The sequence below is a fragment of the Paenibacillus agricola genome (genome assembly GCF_011440305.1).
In the GTDB taxonomy this organism is placed as follows: domain Bacteria; phylum Bacillota; class Bacilli; order Paenibacillales; family NBRC-103111; genus Paenibacillus_S; species Paenibacillus_S agricola.
This window is the reverse complement of the sequence record NZ_JAAOIW010000002.1, coordinates 536,528-553,408: the sequence shown is the minus strand read 5'-3', so window position 1 is coordinate 553,408 and position 16,881 is coordinate 536,528. Positions and strand designations below refer to the sequence as shown.

17 protein-coding genes and 1 riboswitch are annotated in these 16,881 nt (G+C 46.3%); of the genes, 12 read left to right on the top strand and 5 right to left on the bottom strand.

All coding sequences use genetic code 11. The features are described 5' to 3' along the window. The first annotated feature begins 23 nt into the window (after positions 1-23). The 7 genes from G9U52_RS06985 to G9U52_RS06955 are packed head-to-tail and all read left to right on the top strand — an operon-like array spanning position 24 to position 9,150. Complete coding sequence (locus G9U52_RS06985; protein WP_279538559.1) at positions 24-1,097, top strand: type IV pilus twitching motility protein PilT; 1,074 nt, start codon at positions 24-26, stop codon at positions 1,095-1,097. Next, positions 1,097-2,443, top strand: a complete 1,347-nt coding sequence (locus tag G9U52_RS06980) for an S-layer homology domain-containing protein (protein ID WP_166147663.1) — start codon at positions 1,097-1,099, stop codon at positions 2,441-2,443. Before G9U52_RS06985 ends, G9U52_RS06980 begins: the two co-directional genes overlap by 1 nt. 10 nt (positions 2,444-2,453) lie before the next feature. Further along, entirely contained in the window at positions 2,454-5,189 is a 2,736-nt protein-coding gene (locus G9U52_RS06975) for a vWA domain-containing protein (protein ID WP_166147660.1), read from the top strand. A 20-nt stretch (positions 5,190-5,209) separates the two neighbouring features. Next, positions 5,210-5,749 carry a type IV pilus modification PilV family protein gene (locus tag G9U52_RS06970; RefSeq protein WP_166147658.1) on the top strand — a complete coding sequence of 180 codons (540 nt, stop codon included), beginning with the start codon at positions 5,210-5,212 and terminating at the stop codon, positions 5,747-5,749. 6 nt (positions 5,750-5,755) lie between these two features. Further along, positions 5,756-6,469 carry a hypothetical protein gene (locus G9U52_RS06965; RefSeq protein ID WP_166147656.1) on the top strand — a complete coding sequence of 238 codons (714 nt, stop codon included), beginning with the start codon at positions 5,756-5,758 and terminating at the stop codon, positions 6,467-6,469. A gap of 38 nt (positions 6,470-6,507) precedes the next feature. After that, complete coding sequence (locus G9U52_RS06960) at positions 6,508-8,397, top strand: hypothetical protein (RefSeq protein WP_166147654.1); 1,890 nt, start codon at positions 6,508-6,510, stop codon at positions 8,395-8,397. Positions 8,398-8,418: 21 nt separating this feature from the next. Next, positions 8,419-9,150, top strand: a complete 732-nt coding sequence (locus tag G9U52_RS06955; RefSeq protein WP_166147652.1) for a prepilin peptidase — start codon at positions 8,419-8,421, stop codon at positions 9,148-9,150. Here the strand turns inward: G9U52_RS06955 and G9U52_RS06950 are convergent. Then, complete coding sequence (locus G9U52_RS06950) at positions 9,137-9,436, bottom strand: DUF5658 family protein (RefSeq protein ID WP_166147650.1); 300 nt, start codon at positions 9,434-9,436, stop codon at positions 9,137-9,139. The genes G9U52_RS06955 and G9U52_RS06950 overlap by 14 nt on opposite strands. 353 nt (positions 9,437-9,789) lie before the next feature. Here G9U52_RS06950 and G9U52_RS06945 point away from each other — a divergent pair, with 353 nt between their 5' ends. Both G9U52_RS06945 and G9U52_RS06940 read left to right on the top strand, forming a co-directional pair. Further along, the gene (locus tag G9U52_RS06945; protein WP_166147647.1) at positions 9,790-10,053 is read left to right on the top strand and encodes a hypothetical protein; all 264 of its coding nucleotides are present in this window, start codon (positions 9,790-9,792) and stop codon (positions 10,051-10,053) included. Between the two features lie 28 nt (positions 10,054-10,081). Then, positions 10,082-10,267, top strand: coding sequence for a hypothetical protein (locus tag G9U52_RS06940; protein ID WP_166147645.1), 186 nt, complete (start codon positions 10,082-10,084; stop codon positions 10,265-10,267). Positions 10,268-10,346: 79 nt separating this feature from the next. Here the strand turns inward: G9U52_RS06940 and G9U52_RS06935 are convergent, their stop codons facing one another. Then, positions 10,347-10,532, bottom strand: coding sequence for a YjzC family protein (locus G9U52_RS06935; RefSeq protein WP_166147643.1), 186 nt, complete (start codon positions 10,530-10,532; stop codon positions 10,347-10,349). A gap of 56 nt (positions 10,533-10,588) precedes the next feature. Next, positions 10,589-10,723 carry a hypothetical protein gene (locus G9U52_RS40810; protein WP_279538558.1) on the bottom strand — a complete coding sequence of 45 codons (135 nt, stop codon included), beginning with the start codon at positions 10,721-10,723 and terminating at the stop codon, positions 10,589-10,591. Between the two features lie 304 nt (positions 10,724-11,027). Between G9U52_RS40810 and G9U52_RS06930 the strand changes: the two genes are divergently transcribed. Then, complete coding sequence (locus G9U52_RS06930; protein ID WP_166147641.1) at positions 11,028-11,243, top strand: DUF3934 family protein; 216 nt, start codon at positions 11,028-11,030, stop codon at positions 11,241-11,243. 157 nt (positions 11,244-11,400) lie between these two features. Here the strand turns inward: G9U52_RS06930 and G9U52_RS06925 are convergent, their stop codons facing one another. Next, positions 11,401-11,556 (bottom strand): hypothetical protein, encoded by a 156-nt coding sequence (locus G9U52_RS06925; RefSeq protein ID WP_166147639.1) that lies wholly within the window; start codon positions 11,554-11,556, stop codon positions 11,401-11,403. Positions 11,557-11,684: 128 nt separating this feature from the next. After that, positions 11,685-11,831: riboswitch (cyclic di-AMP (ydaO/yuaA leader) on the bottom strand. A gap of 178 nt (positions 11,832-12,009) precedes the next feature. After that, complete coding sequence (locus G9U52_RS06920; protein ID WP_166147636.1) at positions 12,010-12,438, bottom strand: very short patch repair endonuclease; 429 nt, start codon at positions 12,436-12,438, stop codon at positions 12,010-12,012. A 198-nt stretch (positions 12,439-12,636) separates the two neighbouring features. On the opposite strand from G9U52_RS06920, the gene G9U52_RS06915 reads away from it, so the two are divergent. Both G9U52_RS06915 and G9U52_RS06910 read left to right on the top strand, forming a co-directional pair. After that, positions 12,637-15,831, top strand: coding sequence for a hypothetical protein (locus G9U52_RS06915; protein WP_166147634.1), 3,195 nt, complete (start codon positions 12,637-12,639; stop codon positions 15,829-15,831). Between the two features lie 58 nt (positions 15,832-15,889). Next, positions 15,890-16,819: a type III secretion system chaperone family protein gene (locus G9U52_RS06910; protein ID WP_166147632.1), complete on the top strand. Its 930-nt coding sequence runs from the start codon at positions 15,890-15,892 to the stop codon at positions 16,817-16,819. Positions 16,820-16,881 lie beyond the last annotated feature (62 nt).

The window sequence follows — 16,881 nt, the reverse complement described above, 5'->3', positions numbered from 1 at the left end:
AGACCATAAAGGAGATGCTTATAATGACCACCATGGAAACGGTAAGGAATCAGCCTATATCGATCGACGATTTGCTCCGCGCTGCCTATGAGGCGAATGCCTCCGATTTGCATATCAACGTTGGAACAGAGCCGCTTCTACGCCTCCACGGGACGCTGCAGAAGCTTAACACCCCCATCCTAACAATGGACGATACGGAGCGTATGGCGCAATCGATATTGTCCGAAGCGCAGCTTCATAAGCTCGCAGAAGACGGAGAAGTCGATTTGTCATATGAAATTGCTCAATTATGCCGCTTTAGAGTAAATGTATTTAGGCAGCGTCGGGTCATTAATATGGTGTTTCGGCTACTAATGACGAAGATTCCCTCATTAGAAGGCTTAAAGCTACCCGAGGTTGTCCGGGATTTTGCCACTAAACAACGTGGGCTTGTCCTCGTGACAGGCGCGACAGGAAGCGGGAAGTCGACCACCTTGGCCGCGATTATTAACGATATTAACGAACAGCAGCGACGGCATATTATTACACTTGAGGACCCGATCGAATATATTCATCCCTGCAAGCAAAGCCTTGTCGTTCAGCGTGAAATCGGCACGGATACCGAGTCCTTTACTAGCGGCCTGCGTGCAGCGCTTCGCCAGGATCCCGATGTCATCCTTGTTGGGGAGATGAGGGATCTCGAGACGATTCGCACAGCGATTACAGCTGCGGAGACAGGGCATCTTGTATTAGGTACCTTGCATACGCCTGATGCACCACAAACGATTGACCGGATTATTGATGTATTTCCGACGGACCAGCAGGCACAAATTCGCGTGCAATTGGCATCGGTGTTAATCGGCGTATTGGCACAACGGCTAATCCCCACAATAGATGGAGCGGGAAGAGCAGTGGCTTTGGAGGTACTTATTAATAATGCGGCTGTAGCCAATTTAATCCGCCAGGAAAAGATTTACCAGATCAAGTCCATCATGCAAATGAACCGGCAGCAGGGAATGCAATCGATGGTCGCCAGCATTAAGCAATTAATTGCCTCCGGCCGGGTTCACAAGGATGCGTTAAAGATGTACGAGATGAGCGTTGGGGAGGATGTATAATGAGTTCACAAAACTCACGTGATTTTCAACCATACAGCGACTTTCAATATTTACAAATTTCACAGGATTTGCATGTGGTGCGTGCTTTCCGTGTTTTTCGCATGGCTGCTTTTATAATGGGACTTTTGCTTATACTCGTGCTTGTATTTTCGGCAACAGGTTGGTCAACCCATCGCGTATTTGCTGAATCTGCTGAAATTGCTGAGTTTACTGAGTCCCAGCAAAGCTTCGCGCAGATCATCAGGCTGGCAGATGACGAAAGAAAGCCGGTTTATTTGAATATGAGCTTTCTAACTGAGGGCTGGATAGCGGGAAAGGTTATTAATAAAAAGCCCTACACGGTCGTTGTAGGCGTCAACCCGGAAAGCTTTGATGGGGATATCGCCTATCAGCTGCAGGTATGGCGAGGTGTGGCTGCAAGAGTGGAGGATGACCTGCTCACCGAGTGGGATCTCTTGGAATTGAATGCCGAAGGCAAAGTCATCCGTGTCACAGAAGGCTACGAACGTGCGCTTCAAGGCTATTTTAAAGCGCAATCGCAGAGCGAGCTTCGAAGCATTGACGATGTGCAACGTTACCCGTGGGCAAATCTGCCGACAGACAGCGAAGCCAAAGCGGCTCGTGTGTCACCGATCCCAAAGGATGGTTCGATCGATGTTTATGGGATTCTCCCGAGGGAGGGCTCAATCGCCATATCGAATGTCGCGGATAAGGTCAAGCCCTTGCTCGACATTCCCGCACAGGTTCTGGATAAACAGCCCACGTGGTGGCAATCCTCACCTGATCTTGAGCTGGAGCCAGATCTTCCTACGGATATAGCCTCACATTGGGCCCAGGCGTTCATCATCGATTTAATGAAGAAATCGATTATTGAGGGCTACGAGGACCAGACGATTCGTCCGAACGGGATACTGACGCAAGCAGAGTTTACCACGATGCTTGTGCGGGCATTAGATTTGGACTTAATCCATGTCACTGGAGCGGCGACAGGGGATACGGGCCAACCAAGGCATTGGGCGCAGCATGAGGTAGATATTGCGGTGGAGTCAGAGCTGATCATGCCCGATTCCCCAATTGCTCTCGATGCCCCGATCTCAAGGCTTGAAACAGCACGTTTACTTGCCAGTGCCCTGCAAACCATGAAAGTGGCATATAAACAAGCAGCTCCGCTGGCGAATACTTGGCCTGACCTGCAAAACATCAGCCAAGCGGATACAGAGAGGGTTGCGCTATTGGCCGCTGAAGGCATTTTTAATGGCGACGCTGAAGGTAAATTCCGCCCTGATGATTCGCTCACCCGAGCTGAAGCCAGTAAGGTGCTTTCATTATTTCTTAGATTGAAATAGGAGGATCAACATGGGAAAATTGTGGGGCTTGCTGCTTGCGGGAACGTTAGCTTTTTCACTTGCTGGAGTTACAGGGTTTACTGAGGTTGCCGGAGTTCAAGCGGCTGGAGCATCGGGCGCGAGCTGTCTGGCTGTATCGGCAGTTGGCTCGTCCGGCTCGTCTATGCCTTCTAGCCCGTCTGACCCGTTGGAGGTAGATGTGGGTGAATCGATCCAGCTCAAGTATGTACTGACCCCAAGCGGCAGCTATACGGAATCGACAGCACGAGACCCGATTAATATGGTGATGCTTTTGGACAAATCGAGCAGTATGAACAACACGGATGGAAGTAATAAGCAGTCGCGGATTACTATTGAGAAAACCGCATCAAAAGACCTGGTCGACCAGATTAGCGGGACCCAATTAAATGATAAAATCGGCATCGTCCAATTCAATGATGTGGCCTCCGTGCTTGCCGATAGAACCAATAATTACAATGCACTTAAGGCACAAATCAATTCATTATCTCCTAGCGGAGGTACCAATATCGAGCATGCATTAAGAAAGGCAATCCCTATGCTCACAGGAGTAAACCATCCCTATATCGTATTGGTAACCGATGGTTATACAACGCATTATTACGAAGATAGCAGGTCAGGAAGTATAAAAAATGAGCAAAAAGCAAGGAGTATGGCATTAACGGTTGCCAATGAATTAGCGGCTATGAAGGTGCCTGTATATACGGTTGCGCTCGGTGCTATTGGCGGGAGCGACGTCGACCACCAATTATTGGCAAGCATCGCCAGCAAAACAGGTGCCAAAGATTATAAGGCGAGCAATACAACCGAATTGAACCAGGTTTTTGCCAATATTAAGCAAGAAATCAGTAAGCAAGGAACGATCAAAACCATAGCTATCCGCCAACCGCTTCCTAACGGATTTGTGCTTGCAGACAATTCGACCCCCGGAGCTTACATGGAGCAAGTAAATGGAATCAATACCCTCGTTATTCCAACGTCCGACATCCAATATCCTTATACGATTGCCAATAGGACGGTTACAGTCAACATTAAACAAGACCAACCTGGCTTATACAATATGGTGCCATCTGCTCTTCATTATAAAATTCCGTGCAGCACGGATACCATGATTAGTCCCATTCCGCTCAATATGACTATTCATGTACTCGATAAAGCAAGGGCTACGGATATGTACGGAAATACGTATCAAGGAGACCGGCATGGTAATGTAACCCGCTTCCGACTCGGCAACGAAGAGGATCCCCAATGGACGGTTCCTGGCATGTGGAGCAACCCGGAATATCGTGTATCAGAAATAACACTTAGCGATGATGCGCATACACGGGTGCATGTTGACTACACAGCCAAGTCCGGCCAGAAGGGGGCGTCCGATTGGAATTTGCTCCCGACGGCACCTACCGCATTTTCGGTAACCAATGGTTCTATAGTATTTGATGCCCATGGCAATCCCATTACGGATACGGATTGGCATCAAGGCCCTGCGAAGGTAACCGCAACAGGCTCCAAAGCGCAGCTGCCCCCCTCCACAATATATAAAAATACGGATTTCACCACGGACTATCTTACTTATCAGCTTCAGGTTACGAGTAAGGAAAATACGTTACTGCAAGATTGGACGCCTATTACACCTGCCACCGTAATTACGGAGTCTGGACTCGACTTGAAAATAGAGGCTCGAGCGGCAACGGCAGCGATTACCAGCAACGCGAACGATCTGCTGGGCGGCCCCTCGTCTTCGACTACGGTGGCTCTGGATGTATTGCCGCCTGAGCTGCCAACCGTGACAGCCGAGTTTACGAGGGAATTACAGACGTATCAATACACTGTAGACCACATATATGATGAGCATAGCCGTGTAGAAACAGCGAAGCTTTTGAAGGAAGGCAGCTCAATTAATGGCAAAGTAATGGATCGACCTACATTCACTGCTACTGAAACCGATATTGTTGCTGGCAAATATGCTATTGAAGTAAAAGATCATGTACGCTTCGAGACCGTGAAGCTCGTCACAGAGCTGCCGGAGGATACGACGCGGCCTGTGATCGATGAGGGCGACAATACGTGGAAGGAATTTGAAGCTGACAACGAGCGGAGCTTTACAATTACGGTTAGTGATCCCGAAAGCTATGTCTTTGAAACGATTATCAAAATCGGCAACAAGCAATTCAAGCCGCAACCCAAGCAGACGGATGAGCAGACGGATGATCATACGGTTATCTATGAGTTTAAGCTTAGCGATATTATTACCAAGGAGGAGGAGCGGGCAGGATGGCACCAGATGATCATTACATCAACCAATGTCAAAGGGCTAGTTCAGCAAGCAGAGCAATTTGTTCTAGTTAACCCGGGGCCAACAGGAGGCTGGCTGACATCAGATGGTGACTATTCCACCATGTTTTCAAATGTGCCCGTTGCCGTCACAGCAGCAGACATTAGTCCAATTGTGGTACCGGAAGCACGTTTTACGAGGCTGAACGGCGAGATCTTTACGGGTCATGCCGTGATCGTGAAAAGCATGGGCTACGCGATCTTGCCTATGGGTCCGGGACGTCCCGCAGCCATAGATTTTAAACCATTGGGCTCCCTCACATTCAGGGTGGACAAAGAGGGGCAGAACCGAATCTTCCTACGGTTAGTGGATAGCTTAGGTGTCGATAACCTAATGAATAAATCGGTAATTCCCCAAGTAAATGTGAATATCGACTACAGGCAGAAACGCTATTGAAGGGCTGGGGGTTAAGCGCCATGGGCTATAGGCAAAAGCTGCGCTTACGGGCTTGGCTAGAGGATCAGCAAGGTATTTCATTGATCGAAATTTTGGCAGCCGTAACGATAATTTCGATTATTAGTGTAACGATGATGGGTTACTTTATCGCGGGCTTGAATAAATCGGCCGATGAGAGCCGACGGGTGATTGCTGCTAACCTGGCCCGCTTGAAGGCCGCGGAAATCAAAGAGAAGCTGAAGCCCGAGGAGGCTTACAAGCATTTTATCAAGGCCCTGGAGCCTGGCCTTAACACATTTAATCAAGATTCGAAGCTGTCAGATATGGGGGAATTGCTCGAAGAGGATTCTATTAATGGAAGCAAATATCGCTTTATTCTTGCGATACGCAAGGATCCGGGCGTAAGGAGCGAGCAGCTTGCAACACTGATGAACTCATCATCACCGGATAATTATTTGCTAGACATGTCCATTACAGTGTATTGGGACAATAGCGCGGACTCCACCCCGCATCCAACAAAATCAACGACGGTTGATACTTATTTAGTTAGATCGAGGTGACCCACAATGGACAATCAATTGAAGGATGGATTCATGGAATCGAAGCATCTAAGCGTAATTAGCAACGAAAACAGTGCAGCTTTAAGCGGAAAAGGTAGGGTGCTTGACGAAAAAGGTATGGCGGTAGTCGAGGTTTTGACGGCATTGGTTATTTTTACGATGGTGACCACCATCCTCTACTCGTTTCTATTTATGGGGCTTTCGATGTATAAGCGAATTATGGCGGAAAGCCAAATACGCAGCCAAGGAGACGCAATTATTAGCCAGGTGATTTCCGAGCTGAAGGATGCTGTCTATGTGTCAAAAGGGGCTACGACGAATGAAATCACTTTTGTGAAAAGGGCGTTAACCGCAAGCGGCGGTTTCGATAACGAGGCGTATATAAACAGCTACCGAATGCGAATGGAGCCAATTGCTGCCACGAATCGTTATGGCATTGGCGTGTATGAGCTGTTGGATGGTGAAGAAAAGCTAATGAAGCGCTTGGACTTGGTCAATCCGTTTACGTTTGATGCAACTTACTCCGACACGACGCAAGCATTTACCGTAGATCCTCACCATCATCAGTGGGTTGAGGTGCGTCTGGTTTACAAAAAACTAGTAGGTCCTATGGAGAGCTTAGTGGATAGCCCTATGAATAATTCGGCGCAAACAGCAAGTCTATTACACAACCCAGGCTACGAGATCCATACGAAAATTCCGTTATTTCGCTCCTATTAGCGGCACTCACATGGTTAAAGGGAAAGGGGGATACATGCTTGTCAGCCAAGCCTATAGCTATAAAAGCAAAAGACAGGCTCCAGTCTGAGCAAGGAGCAGCGCTCATTCTGGCGATGGCTACCGTTGTGGTGATGACCCTCCTTGGGCTGGTCATTATGAATGTCCTGCTTAATTCCAATCGGCAGGTAGCTGCCAGTGAGGCATCCATCCAGGCAGAGCTGCTCGCCCAGAAAGGCTTGGATGAAGTACGCGTCCTTATCCAAGCGGCTGTGGACCAGGCTAATGAAGACTCGATATTTTCCGGTTCATCGAGCTTATCCGGCTTATTAGGCGAATCGGGGGCATCCAGCACGCGTGACAAGATAGATGCCGCCAACCATGCATTGGCCAATTTAAAGGATCGCTTAAGCGAAAGCGCCTATACAAAAAATATTCCTGCGCTTAAAGGGAGCTATACGATTTCGGTGGAGGAATGGAGCGATAACGCTGCTGCCTTAGCCAAGCTGCCCCCGACCAATCCAGAGCATCCCTATATTGAGAAAATCGTCATTACGTCGACCGGGACAATTCCCGGTAAGAGCCCCTACCATGTGGTTAAGAAGCAGATGGAGCTGTATGTCAGCACGATCCATCCGGTTTTTCGTTATCCGGTTTCAGCTGAGGGCAACGTAGTCTTGAATGGTTTTCCTTATATTGTGGGGGATGTGCTGGCAAAAGGTGAATTCATCTATTCCAATGAGGCACAGTTTGTTGGCAGACCTGGCGCCAAAGATCCCCATCCCAAGGAGACAAATTTGCCAGCGATCAAAGGCTTTATTAAAGCGGGCGGGGGCTATACGAATCGGCTTACCTCCAGCCACAGCCCAGATTGGAAGCCAGAATATTTTTTTAAGTCGTACTTTCCATTCGAGGATAAAGGCATGGATACCGGCATGGCCAATGTGGAAAATATCAATATCGCCTCCTATTTCATAAAGCAATCAGAACGAATGAGCTTGATAGCTGGTAACAGCCACTATACGACAATTTCTTCGGCAGGTCTGGTAGGTCCCGAGCTGGGCATAGGAACGCTTAACGGTGGGAAGCTCGCCGGGCCCAGTAAAATAACGGACCAATGGGCGACCATTTCCGGCGATTTGGAGACGGTTGGAGATTTGGCGGTTATCGGCGGAGTACTGGCAGTCAGGTCGGCTACGACGGTAACCCTGAAGGGCGGCTCCCTATATGTAACAACGCGTGCTCAGGATCCGCTCGCGTTGGAAAGCTACACTAATCCTGGTCTGGTGGCGGCTGACTTGTCAGGAACGATGAATATCGACGCGGGACAGCAAATATCTGTCGAAGGCAATGTGGCCTTGAACAGCGGTTTTGCGATGAAAGGCACGGGTAGTATGTATGTAAACGGGGATCTTCAAATATTGGGTGACATCAATGTCGATGGCACGATCTACGTCAATGGAAAAGTCGATTTGAAAGGGATGAGCTCCATTAATGCCGATTTGAAAAAGCCGCTAATCGTCGTAGCCTCAGGCAACATTGACTTCTCTAATAATAACCTGAATACCGAGGAGCAGGAGGTTCATGCCTTTTTATATTCCCAAAAAGATATGAATGTGTACGGCGTACTTTCCCGGATCAAAATTTATGGGGGGATTCATGGCCATAACATCACGTTAAATGCAGTGGGTCGAGTAGAGGGGAATGTTCAGGACGTTGCCTACGCGAATGGGGATACGTTTAAGTTTACCCCGGATCAAACCAGCCTTAGCGCCGATAAGTCTTTGCTGAAGGTGCTATATAACGAAACGTTGTATGAGGATATTTTACAATCCTACAGCGACTTGGACACAGCCCCCCCGATCCGCATTCCGACAATGGATAAGCTGGATGTATATGTGAAAAGCATTACCTATGGCAAAAAGCCATAAAAGGATAGGGAGGCGGTACTATTGAACGGATGGACGACGGAGTACTTCACGATTGCTGCTGCTCTGATGATGTTTATAGTTGGCTGCTCTCTGGGGCCATGGTTACATATGATTGGCATTCGGTTGCCACTTAAGCAATCGCTGGCACTTCCAGTAGGGAGCTATTGCCAGTATTGCAAAACGCAGATTTCTCCTTTTTATATAGGAGGGCAATTAGCTACGGGTAGTAGCTTTGCAGCCGCTACATACTGGACCGCTGATCTTCGCGAGCTGTGGATCGCTTATCCCCTGATTGCTATTCTCGTCATTTTATCCGTGAGTGATCTGAAATATCGGCTGCTGCCTAACAAAATCATTTTTCCGGCGATCGCGCTCTATGTACCGCTGCGGCTATGGATTCATGACCTTCCCTACTGGGAATACGCGGCAGGCTTTCTAGTCGGTGGTGGTATCCTATTTGCCGTTTCTTATATAAGCTTGTGTATGGGCAAGCCGGCAATGGGGGGCGGGGATATTAAGCTAATGGCCTTGCTCGGATTGGTGCTGGGCTTGAAGTTGGTTGTACTCGCATTGGCATTTTCTGCGCTATTAGGCTGCATTTTCGGATTAATTCTCGTAGGTTTAGGCATCATTAATAAAAAGACATTTATTCCTTTTGGTCCTTTTATTGCAATCGCCGGTTTTGTTGTTTTATTATTTGGAAATCAAATATTGGTTTGGTATTGGGGTTTATTTTCTTTTATATCCATTTAAAATGCTCGAAAAGCCAAATTCCATGCAACGATAAAACGCAGCAATAAATCGCACAGGTCACAACCAACAAACGTTGGATAGCCTTGGAAACAAGCCATGGCAGAAGAAACAGCAGCACAAGCGGAAGCGACAGCTTAAAAAGGAGGAAAGCGGTCTCACTTTGCTGCAACAGCCAATTCATCAGCGGGTTAGCTTCACCGATGATTCCATAATGCGTCCCATATGCGGTTAGAAAAGCGTCTAAACTATTGACGACTACAATGAATAGCACACAAAATAGCTGCATAACTGCTTCACCTCGATTTTACCAATGGTTGTCCTATTATATGATATATGCGTGCCGGATTATAAATATGCCTATTATTTTCAAAATTAAAAGTTAATAGAAAAACTCCTGCTAATTCTTTAAACCTGAAAAGGAGTCGATTTTGGTGGAGTTTCAGCACAATTTACGGTAGTTTTTCCGGCTCTATGCCGAAACCAGTGCTTGACGACTGTGACTCTACAACGACTCATGAAGCGGTAAGCACATAGACGCTTAAACTCCTTGATATACTAATGTGGCTGATATTGGTATGATAATAACAGTAAGCAACGATTTTGTCGCAAAAACTGAATGTACAGGAGAGATAAACTTAAATGAGCAAGAATGACGAAGTAATCGCAAAGCTCGATGAACGAGTTAAGGTATTGTTGAAAAAATGGGCAGGTCTAAGTGGGTTTCATAAATATAAGGACATGGATTTGGATGAAATTTTTCAATTGGTCAATACGGAGGGCTGGCAAACAGAAATTGATAAATCCGATCCTTTAATAAGAGCGGTGCAAATGTCTAAAGAAACCACCCACAGAAGAGCCAAGTTCGTTGTGGATGAACAAGGCAGAGTTATCAAGGAATATTAGAAGACGCTTTTCCTTTGGAGGTAAGGTATTGGAGGATGACGAAGCACGGGAAGAATTAGGCTTAAGGTTAGCCGAGGCCGAAGCTGCGCTTATAGAGGCTGAAGCTGAATATGAACGTTATTTTGCACAGCTGCACCAATATGGAAAAACCATTCAAGAGCAGAAGCGGAAAATCGCAGCGATTAAAATGAATATGAATGTACACGTCCATTAAAAAAGCACCTCCGGAACCACTAATTAAAGTGGGACGGGGTGCTTTTTTGCATCTTTTATGATTTTGTTAAATGCCTCTGCTAATTGCTCTCCATTTTCGTCCATTTGCGATTGTGGTTGGACGTATTTGGAAAAAGTTCTCCTTCTTTTAAGCTAATTTTTTGGGGGTTATTGATGCCCATAATATAGTCATTTTCGCCAATTTCGATATAGTAGGCTGTATTGGGTGCTTCCTCACCAGGTCGGAATTCCGTTTTTTCTCCCATAATCGTTAGGCTCCACTCCTTTTAACATAGAATTGGTTTCCTGAATTTGTCTGAGTTTAGGTCGAAGGACGGTTTGGCTGATGCAGCCTTTTATCTGTTTTATCGTTAGTGCTACTGCTGCTTTTGCTTATCTCGGCATCTTCGCTTTGCTTCTTGAAGCTTTCATTCTTCTTGTCCATATCATTGTTCATCTGGGTCACTCCTCGTGGGTTGTAATATTTACTAGGATAGTTTCTCCAAAATCGCAAAAGGTATGCAATTATGTTGGAACAGACATTTGATAAGCCTCTCATGAACGAGAACATATGTTTGCTTAAATTTGGATATTATGGTATGTTTTTATAAAATATTAGAATCCTGCGAAGCGGCAATATGGAACATCTAAATCGGGCTCAATGTGATATAATGAATGGGAAGTTGCTAAGTAAGTGTGCAAAACTTATAGCGGAGCTGCAATATAGGCAACACCATATACGATACTATCGGAGTGATAACATGGCTAAGGGTAAGGGTGGAACAGGTAGGGGAACGGATAGTAAGGGCTGGACAAGGTGGAAAAGCAGTGAGAAAAAGAAGGCTGCCAAAAAAACCTTCGGTAAAAACCTGGCGGCCAGCAAAGGGCTGGAAACTAACAATAACAACAAGCCTTTTAGCACAGCTAAAACAGCTGCGATTGTATCTACACGAGCCAAAAGTAAAGATATCACGTAAAGACTGATACGGGTGGCATGCAAATAAAAGAACCTTCGCCCCACATTAATAGTGGGTAAGAAGGTTCTTTTGCATATTATTTGGGATCGATTGTTTGGGGACACAACCCCATCCCTGAGTAACTTTTAATTCCTCAATAATAGAAATGATGGCTTGATCAATCGTGAACGACAAAATAATTTTTGCCATAAAGCTCGATTTTTTGACCTTCAGCGGAATGATGTGCCAGCGATTGAATGAATTCATAAGCAGCCTTTTGGTCACGTTCGTTTAACCCTTCAAATAAGCAAAATAGTTTTTCTTTCTGAACCATAATTAACGCCTCCTGCTCTGGTATTAGTTGTGGTGTGGGAAAAACCTTCGGCATATGTGATGAAGATAGTTTTCTAATTTAGAAAACAAAAAAACACAAGGCTAGACCTTGTGTTTTATCAACACAGCTATCCTTCCCACTGTCGCTTACGAGGTTAGCTGACGGATTCGGACTGTGAGAAGTAGCCCTACAATGTGCATCTACATACACATCGATTCACCCCAAGTAACTTGGTTCCCCCGGTTTTCAAAAAGAAAATTCAGCGATGATGATCAAATTATGAAGTTGGTCAAGCGTTCTAATAACTTAATTCTACTCCTTATGTAAATTTCATGCAATGTAAATAATTTACATAAACGTGAACGATAGTAGTCATTATACAAAAAAAAGACTTTAGTAATGACAGTATTGTGTCGTGATGCTTTCAAGAAAGCCTCTCAGGCGAACGGTGTTCTATTTTTTATTATTAGCCTGTTTGGCGAGCTCGACGAATTGCAGAATATAATGGATGCATTTCTCAAAATCCTCTTTAAGCTGGTGCTCCCAGATCCGCAAGATATGCCAGCCGTGGGAGATATAAGTGCTGGTGACAAAATAATCCCTTTTGGAATTACGGTATATTTTTTGCGCCCAGTAATCTTCATTGCTTTTGGGGAAATGCCCGTGTCTGGGACAATAATGCCAGAAGCAAGAATCAATAAAGATGACAACCTTGTATTTGCTGATCGCTATATCCGGTGTGCCCATCAGGTTTTTTACGTTTTTGCGAAAACGCAGCCCGCGCCTCCAAAGCTCCTTGCTTACGCTGTTTTCCAACTGGGTTTGGGAGCGTATGGACTTCATAATTTTGCTGCGCTTTTCTTTGGAAACGTTGTCTGCCATCGCTGTCACCCTCCCCTTGTATTTATTATACCCTTTCTTTCTTTACCCTTATCATGAACTCGCATGGATCCTTGAAAAGGTGCGAATTTCTCTTTTATAACGATTACTATTTGTATACGATGAGGTTATTGAGGTGTTACAATAAAGTTATTGGAAAGTGTACAACTCGTGACATAGCAGGTATAAGGGGGCTTCCTTGTGAGCGAACATGCATCGGAACATCGGTCGACGAATAACCAAACTTCCACTCAATCGAGATCAAATACAGCTGAAACGGAATCAACAACTGTTATGGATGCCCGCCAGTTAACCCCTGCAAGAATGATGCAACTACAACGTACCCTTGGGAATAGGGCTGTTCAAGGTATGGTACAAAGGATGGATAATGGAAATTCCGTCGTGCAGAGAGCCGGAGGTGCAACTGCATCTGCCTCCGCTGGTTCAGCACCTGCACCAACACCTGCGGAGCAACGTAGAACGGATATGAATACAGAGCGCGATGCGAAGGTAGTACCTATGATAACTGCTTCTGTTACCGATATGAGAGGCAAAGTGAAGAATAACCTTGATACATACTTAACGTCGGATTCGAAGGCTGCTGACATTCGTGCGAATGTTAAAGCAAAGGTGATCGAGGAAATTACTGTAAGTTTAGGGATTATTGGTTCTACGCCTGTAACGCCACAGCAAGAAGATGCCAAGAAATATGCTGTGCAGGGTGCAGATGCGATTATGATTACCAAATTAAAATCGTATGCCGAAGAAGTCGCTCTTGCCCAATTTGGCGATACTAATGGGATGACAGCAGAGGCGAATAAAGCCTACGATGTGGTCACACCTAGCCTAAATGATGATGCATTCGATAAACAGAAGAAAAAAGCTGCTTCGGAAGCGCAGAAAAAGCTGAATGCTCTTTCAAAGGCATTGATTGCAGAGGCTATCAAAGATTCTAAAACAGCTATTGTCACGAAATTTACTTCTACTGCTGGAGCAGCCGGTGGTTTCGATCGGATAGACGTAGGGACAGTCGGAACGGATGAATTGGCAAAACGGAATGCCTTAGAGGGTATACTTGTTGACCAAAAAGTTGTCGGTACCGAAACCGTTGGTATTGGTACTGCTGCAGTTACTACGGATCTTTATGATATGGGAGCGATCTATAAAAACGTATTGTTTGATCCTATGAAAAAGGCTGTTTTATCTAAATTAGGCGTAGGTCGAAGAGCCTTTAGAAGATCGAAGGAGCTAAACGTTTATCGCGAGGGACTTAAGAAAAGCGCGCGAACTAAGGTGAACTCGCAGATTGATGCCGAGGTTTCCGGAACACCGCTTCCTGATGCTGCTAGTAAACCAATGAAGGCCGAGTATACGAAAATGGTAGCTAAAACCATAGCCCATAAGGAATCCAAGATTCTGGTGGACGATGTAATGAAGGCTGAGGCTGATTTAATTCTTGAGGGTATTATTCCTAAGGATGATACGATAAAAGAATTGAAAAGAGTGGGAAAAAGCTCAGCTTATGATGTTGCGAGGAAGGACAGAAATGCGGCTGACAAAATTCGAGCCGCGGGTATGGCGGCAGCCACGACGCATGCTGAAATATTGCTTAAAAATAACAAAGATCTAGCCGTGCTTGATGCGAGAAAGCTTACCAAGGGTACGAAGCAAACGGCGACTGCTGCTGCTAGTGCTCCGATTAGAGCGGGAGAGGTCACCGCGGCTATCACAGATGATGAAAAAACAAAAGCTGTTGCTAAGACCGTGATACAGAAATCCATCGTAGCGGGCGATTTGACCACCGGATTAACTAGTGTGGGCAAGTTAATTGATATTTCTACACCCAATGCGGGTGATTCAACCTCAATGGATATTGAATTGAAAATTCCAGTGGCATCTGCTGTAGGTGGGGGCACGGGTTATTTCCTATTTGGCTTTGGAGGCGAGGCGGAGAGAGAAGCGGAGGATTTAACTGTCAACACGCAGCTTACGTTTGGAGGCGGGTTCACAACCTTTGGCTTCGATGCTAACTTTCGGTTCGGCATTTTTCTCGAAGCGAAGGGTAAGGATACGAGCAGTGTGATGAATTTACTATCCTATGGTCTTTATAGAGAAATGCGGAACAACGTATCTGAAAGAGCGGCTGGCCACTTCTGGGGTCAAGGCGGGAAAACTGACGAAGCAGGAGAGGGAACAGAAAAGAAGCTGAACGAAGCTGAGAAATGGGCAATGATGATCGAGGAGCAGAGTATGGATGATGATGCCGAGGTTAATGTTGGCTTGCTGACTAAGCTTGCCATGGAAGCCAACGTAGGCGTAGCGAGTTTTTCTGGCGAGCTTGCATATAAACGACTCAGCAAGTACTCTAAAAAGCTTATCGATACGAAGGGCAAGGACAGTGCAGGAAATTTGCTTTCGGCAGCCGCTCGAGCTGCCAGTATTGGCAAAGGCGAAGTTCTCAATACGATTGAAGCAGAGACAGAGGTTGAAATCGGATTTGGTAAAGACAAGGTTGCCTTTGGCGTGGAAGGCTCTGTGACTCGAACTGCTGCTATACCCGCAACACCTACTACACCTCGTGTACCTAGTAAACTTAGGGAACTTTCCTTGGATCTCTCGGCAAGCATCCCGTCACAATTCGGAGAGGAAACCGGAGATTTCACCACATGGGCGGCCAAGATCGTAACTGCCGCTGTAGGCGGGGGCAAGAATATTGCCGGACTGATCAAGAAGGCTATAGCTACGGAGCCAGACAGAGGAGCACGAGCAGGCGGAGCTGTGCTGGATACGGGTACTGATGCACTTTTCACAGGTAATTACTTCGATAGTATTGGAACTAGCTTTGCAGAGAAAATTCAGGGCGACGATACCATTAATGATACCATGCGAAGCTGGCTTCCCGGAGAAGAGGAGGGTGCATCTGCCATTGAACAAGCTAACAAAATTGCTCTGGCAAATGCACTGAAGCTGGCTGTGAGTTTCAAACGAGAATACGATGAGTCTGGAACGCTAAGTGATTGGCAAATAGGAATACAAGCTAGCCAAGTGAAGTCTCTGGAAGTAGATGCAGAGATTGTTAAAGTAGCAGTAGAGAAATCCAAGCGACTTGGCAAAATAGAATTGTCTAAGAAGAAGGATCTAAAATATGAGGGATTTGGTTTTGAAGGAGGAGGAGCAGATAGTCCGGTTTCTGCTCCAGCAAGTACTACTCAAGTAGCTCCAGCGAGTACAGGACCTCAAGTAGCTCCAGCGAGTACAGGACCTCAAGTAGCTCCAGGGAGTACAGGAGCTCAAGTAGCTCCAGGGAGTACAGGAGCCCAAGTAGCTCCAGCGAGTACATCGGCTCCTGTGGGTTTGACAGCGTCAGTAACTCCTGTAGTTCCAGTAACTCCATAATGATAAATAGTGAAGCTGTGTCCATTCTTGAAGATCTGCAGATAAAGGAGGGTAACCCATGACAGATAAGGAGAAAGGCGCTGACGCTCAGTCACAGCTGGATATGGACCACGAACTAGTGCTCATTACATTAACAGGTGACACGCTTAAGGCCACTGCCAAACGGCTTAGCCTGACTGTGGCAGATGAGACCACGATATGCATGCTCACCCTCGAGGTGCAACGGAACGTATATCAACAAATGATATCAGATGAATGGATGGGTTTGCTCGCTGCAGCAAGAAGTAGCGATGCCGATATGATTTTCGAGGAAGACCGATCTATCGAGCTTCGAGCCGTGTTAAGGCATAGCCTCTTGAAAGCTGCCTTACACAATGGCACTGAGGTTGAGCAAGTTTTGCAGGCCATACTGCAGGACTCGGCAGAAGGGAATGCCCTTCGGTTAAGTGAAAGCTGGCTCGTTACAGAAGTGAAACAGCAAGTGGTATTGCCTGAAGCGCTTGATGGTGGTTCATTGAAAAGAGGATACCGCACGATATGGGCGAAGCCAATTACTTCGCAATCGAAAGCCGCTGAATCCAGCTCCACAATGAACGGGATTGTGGAAGCACATCTAAACAGGATGGAAATGAAATATGAGTGGATCGAGGAAACGATCCTGCGTTTATCATTTACCGGAGAGCGAGGGAGCTGGATAGTCCTGGTTCGTACTGATGAAGAGAAGCAATTATGCATCGTGTATTCGATCTATCCAGAGATGGTACCTGAAGAGCAGCGGACGAAGATGGCTGTATTCCTGATCGAGGAAAACTACGATTTGGCGGTTGGCAGCTTCGAGATGGACACGGCTGATGGGGAGCTGCGTTACCGTACAAGCATTGATGTTGAGAATGACCGGCTGACAACGGATCTGTTCGGGCAGCTGTTCACAACGAATGTGGTGATTATGGACCAGTACTTTGACGCTATCGCAGATGGCATGCAATAGGCTGTGGTCGTGGTACTACAACTAGCGTATGAGCCTCTGTCCTGTCTTAAGGGATAGAGGCT

What these genes read in the sequence shown, in the direction of transcription:
- G9U52_RS06920 (WP_166147636.1), bottom strand. Translation starts at nt 12,438, where the DNA reads ATGGCAGACAACGTTTCCAAAGAAAAGCGCAGCAAAATTATGAAGTCC.
- G9U52_RS06935 (WP_166147643.1), bottom strand. Translation starts at nt 10,532, where the DNA reads ATGGGAGAAAAAACGGAATTCCGACCTGGTGAGGAAGCACCCAATACA.
- G9U52_RS06910 (WP_166147632.1), top strand. Translation starts at nt 15,890, where the DNA reads ATGACAGATAAGGAGAAAGGCGCTGACGCTCAGTCACAGCTGGATATG.
- G9U52_RS06980 (WP_166147663.1), top strand. Translation starts at nt 1,097, where the DNA reads ATGAGTTCACAAAACTCACGTGATTTTCAACCATACAGCGACTTTCAA.
- G9U52_RS06965 (WP_166147656.1), top strand. Translation starts at nt 5,756, where the DNA reads ATGGACAATCAATTGAAGGATGGATTCATGGAATCGAAGCATCTAAGC.
- G9U52_RS06950 (WP_166147650.1), bottom strand. Translation starts at nt 9,436, where the DNA reads ATGCAGCTATTTTGTGTGCTATTCATTGTAGTCGTCAATAGTTTAGAC.
- G9U52_RS06985 (WP_279538559.1), top strand. Translation starts at nt 24, where the DNA reads ATGACCACCATGGAAACGGTAAGGAATCAGCCTATATCGATCGACGAT.
- G9U52_RS06975 (WP_166147660.1), top strand. Translation starts at nt 2,454, where the DNA reads ATGGGAAAATTGTGGGGCTTGCTGCTTGCGGGAACGTTAGCTTTTTCA.
- G9U52_RS06925 (WP_166147639.1), bottom strand. Translation starts at nt 11,556, where the DNA reads ATGGTTCAGAAAGAAAAACTATTTTGCTTATTTGAAGGGTTAAACGAA.
- G9U52_RS40810 (WP_279538558.1), bottom strand. Translation starts at nt 10,723, where the DNA reads ATGAACAATGATATGGACAAGAAGAATGAAAGCTTCAAGAAGCAAAGC.
- G9U52_RS06930 (WP_166147641.1), top strand. Translation starts at nt 11,028, where the DNA reads ATGGCTAAGGGTAAGGGTGGAACAGGTAGGGGAACGGATAGTAAGGGC.
- G9U52_RS06970 (WP_166147658.1), top strand. Translation starts at nt 5,210, where the DNA reads ATGGGCTATAGGCAAAAGCTGCGCTTACGGGCTTGGCTAGAGGATCAG.
- G9U52_RS06945 (WP_166147647.1), top strand. Translation starts at nt 9,790, where the DNA reads ATGAGCAAGAATGACGAAGTAATCGCAAAGCTCGATGAACGAGTTAAG.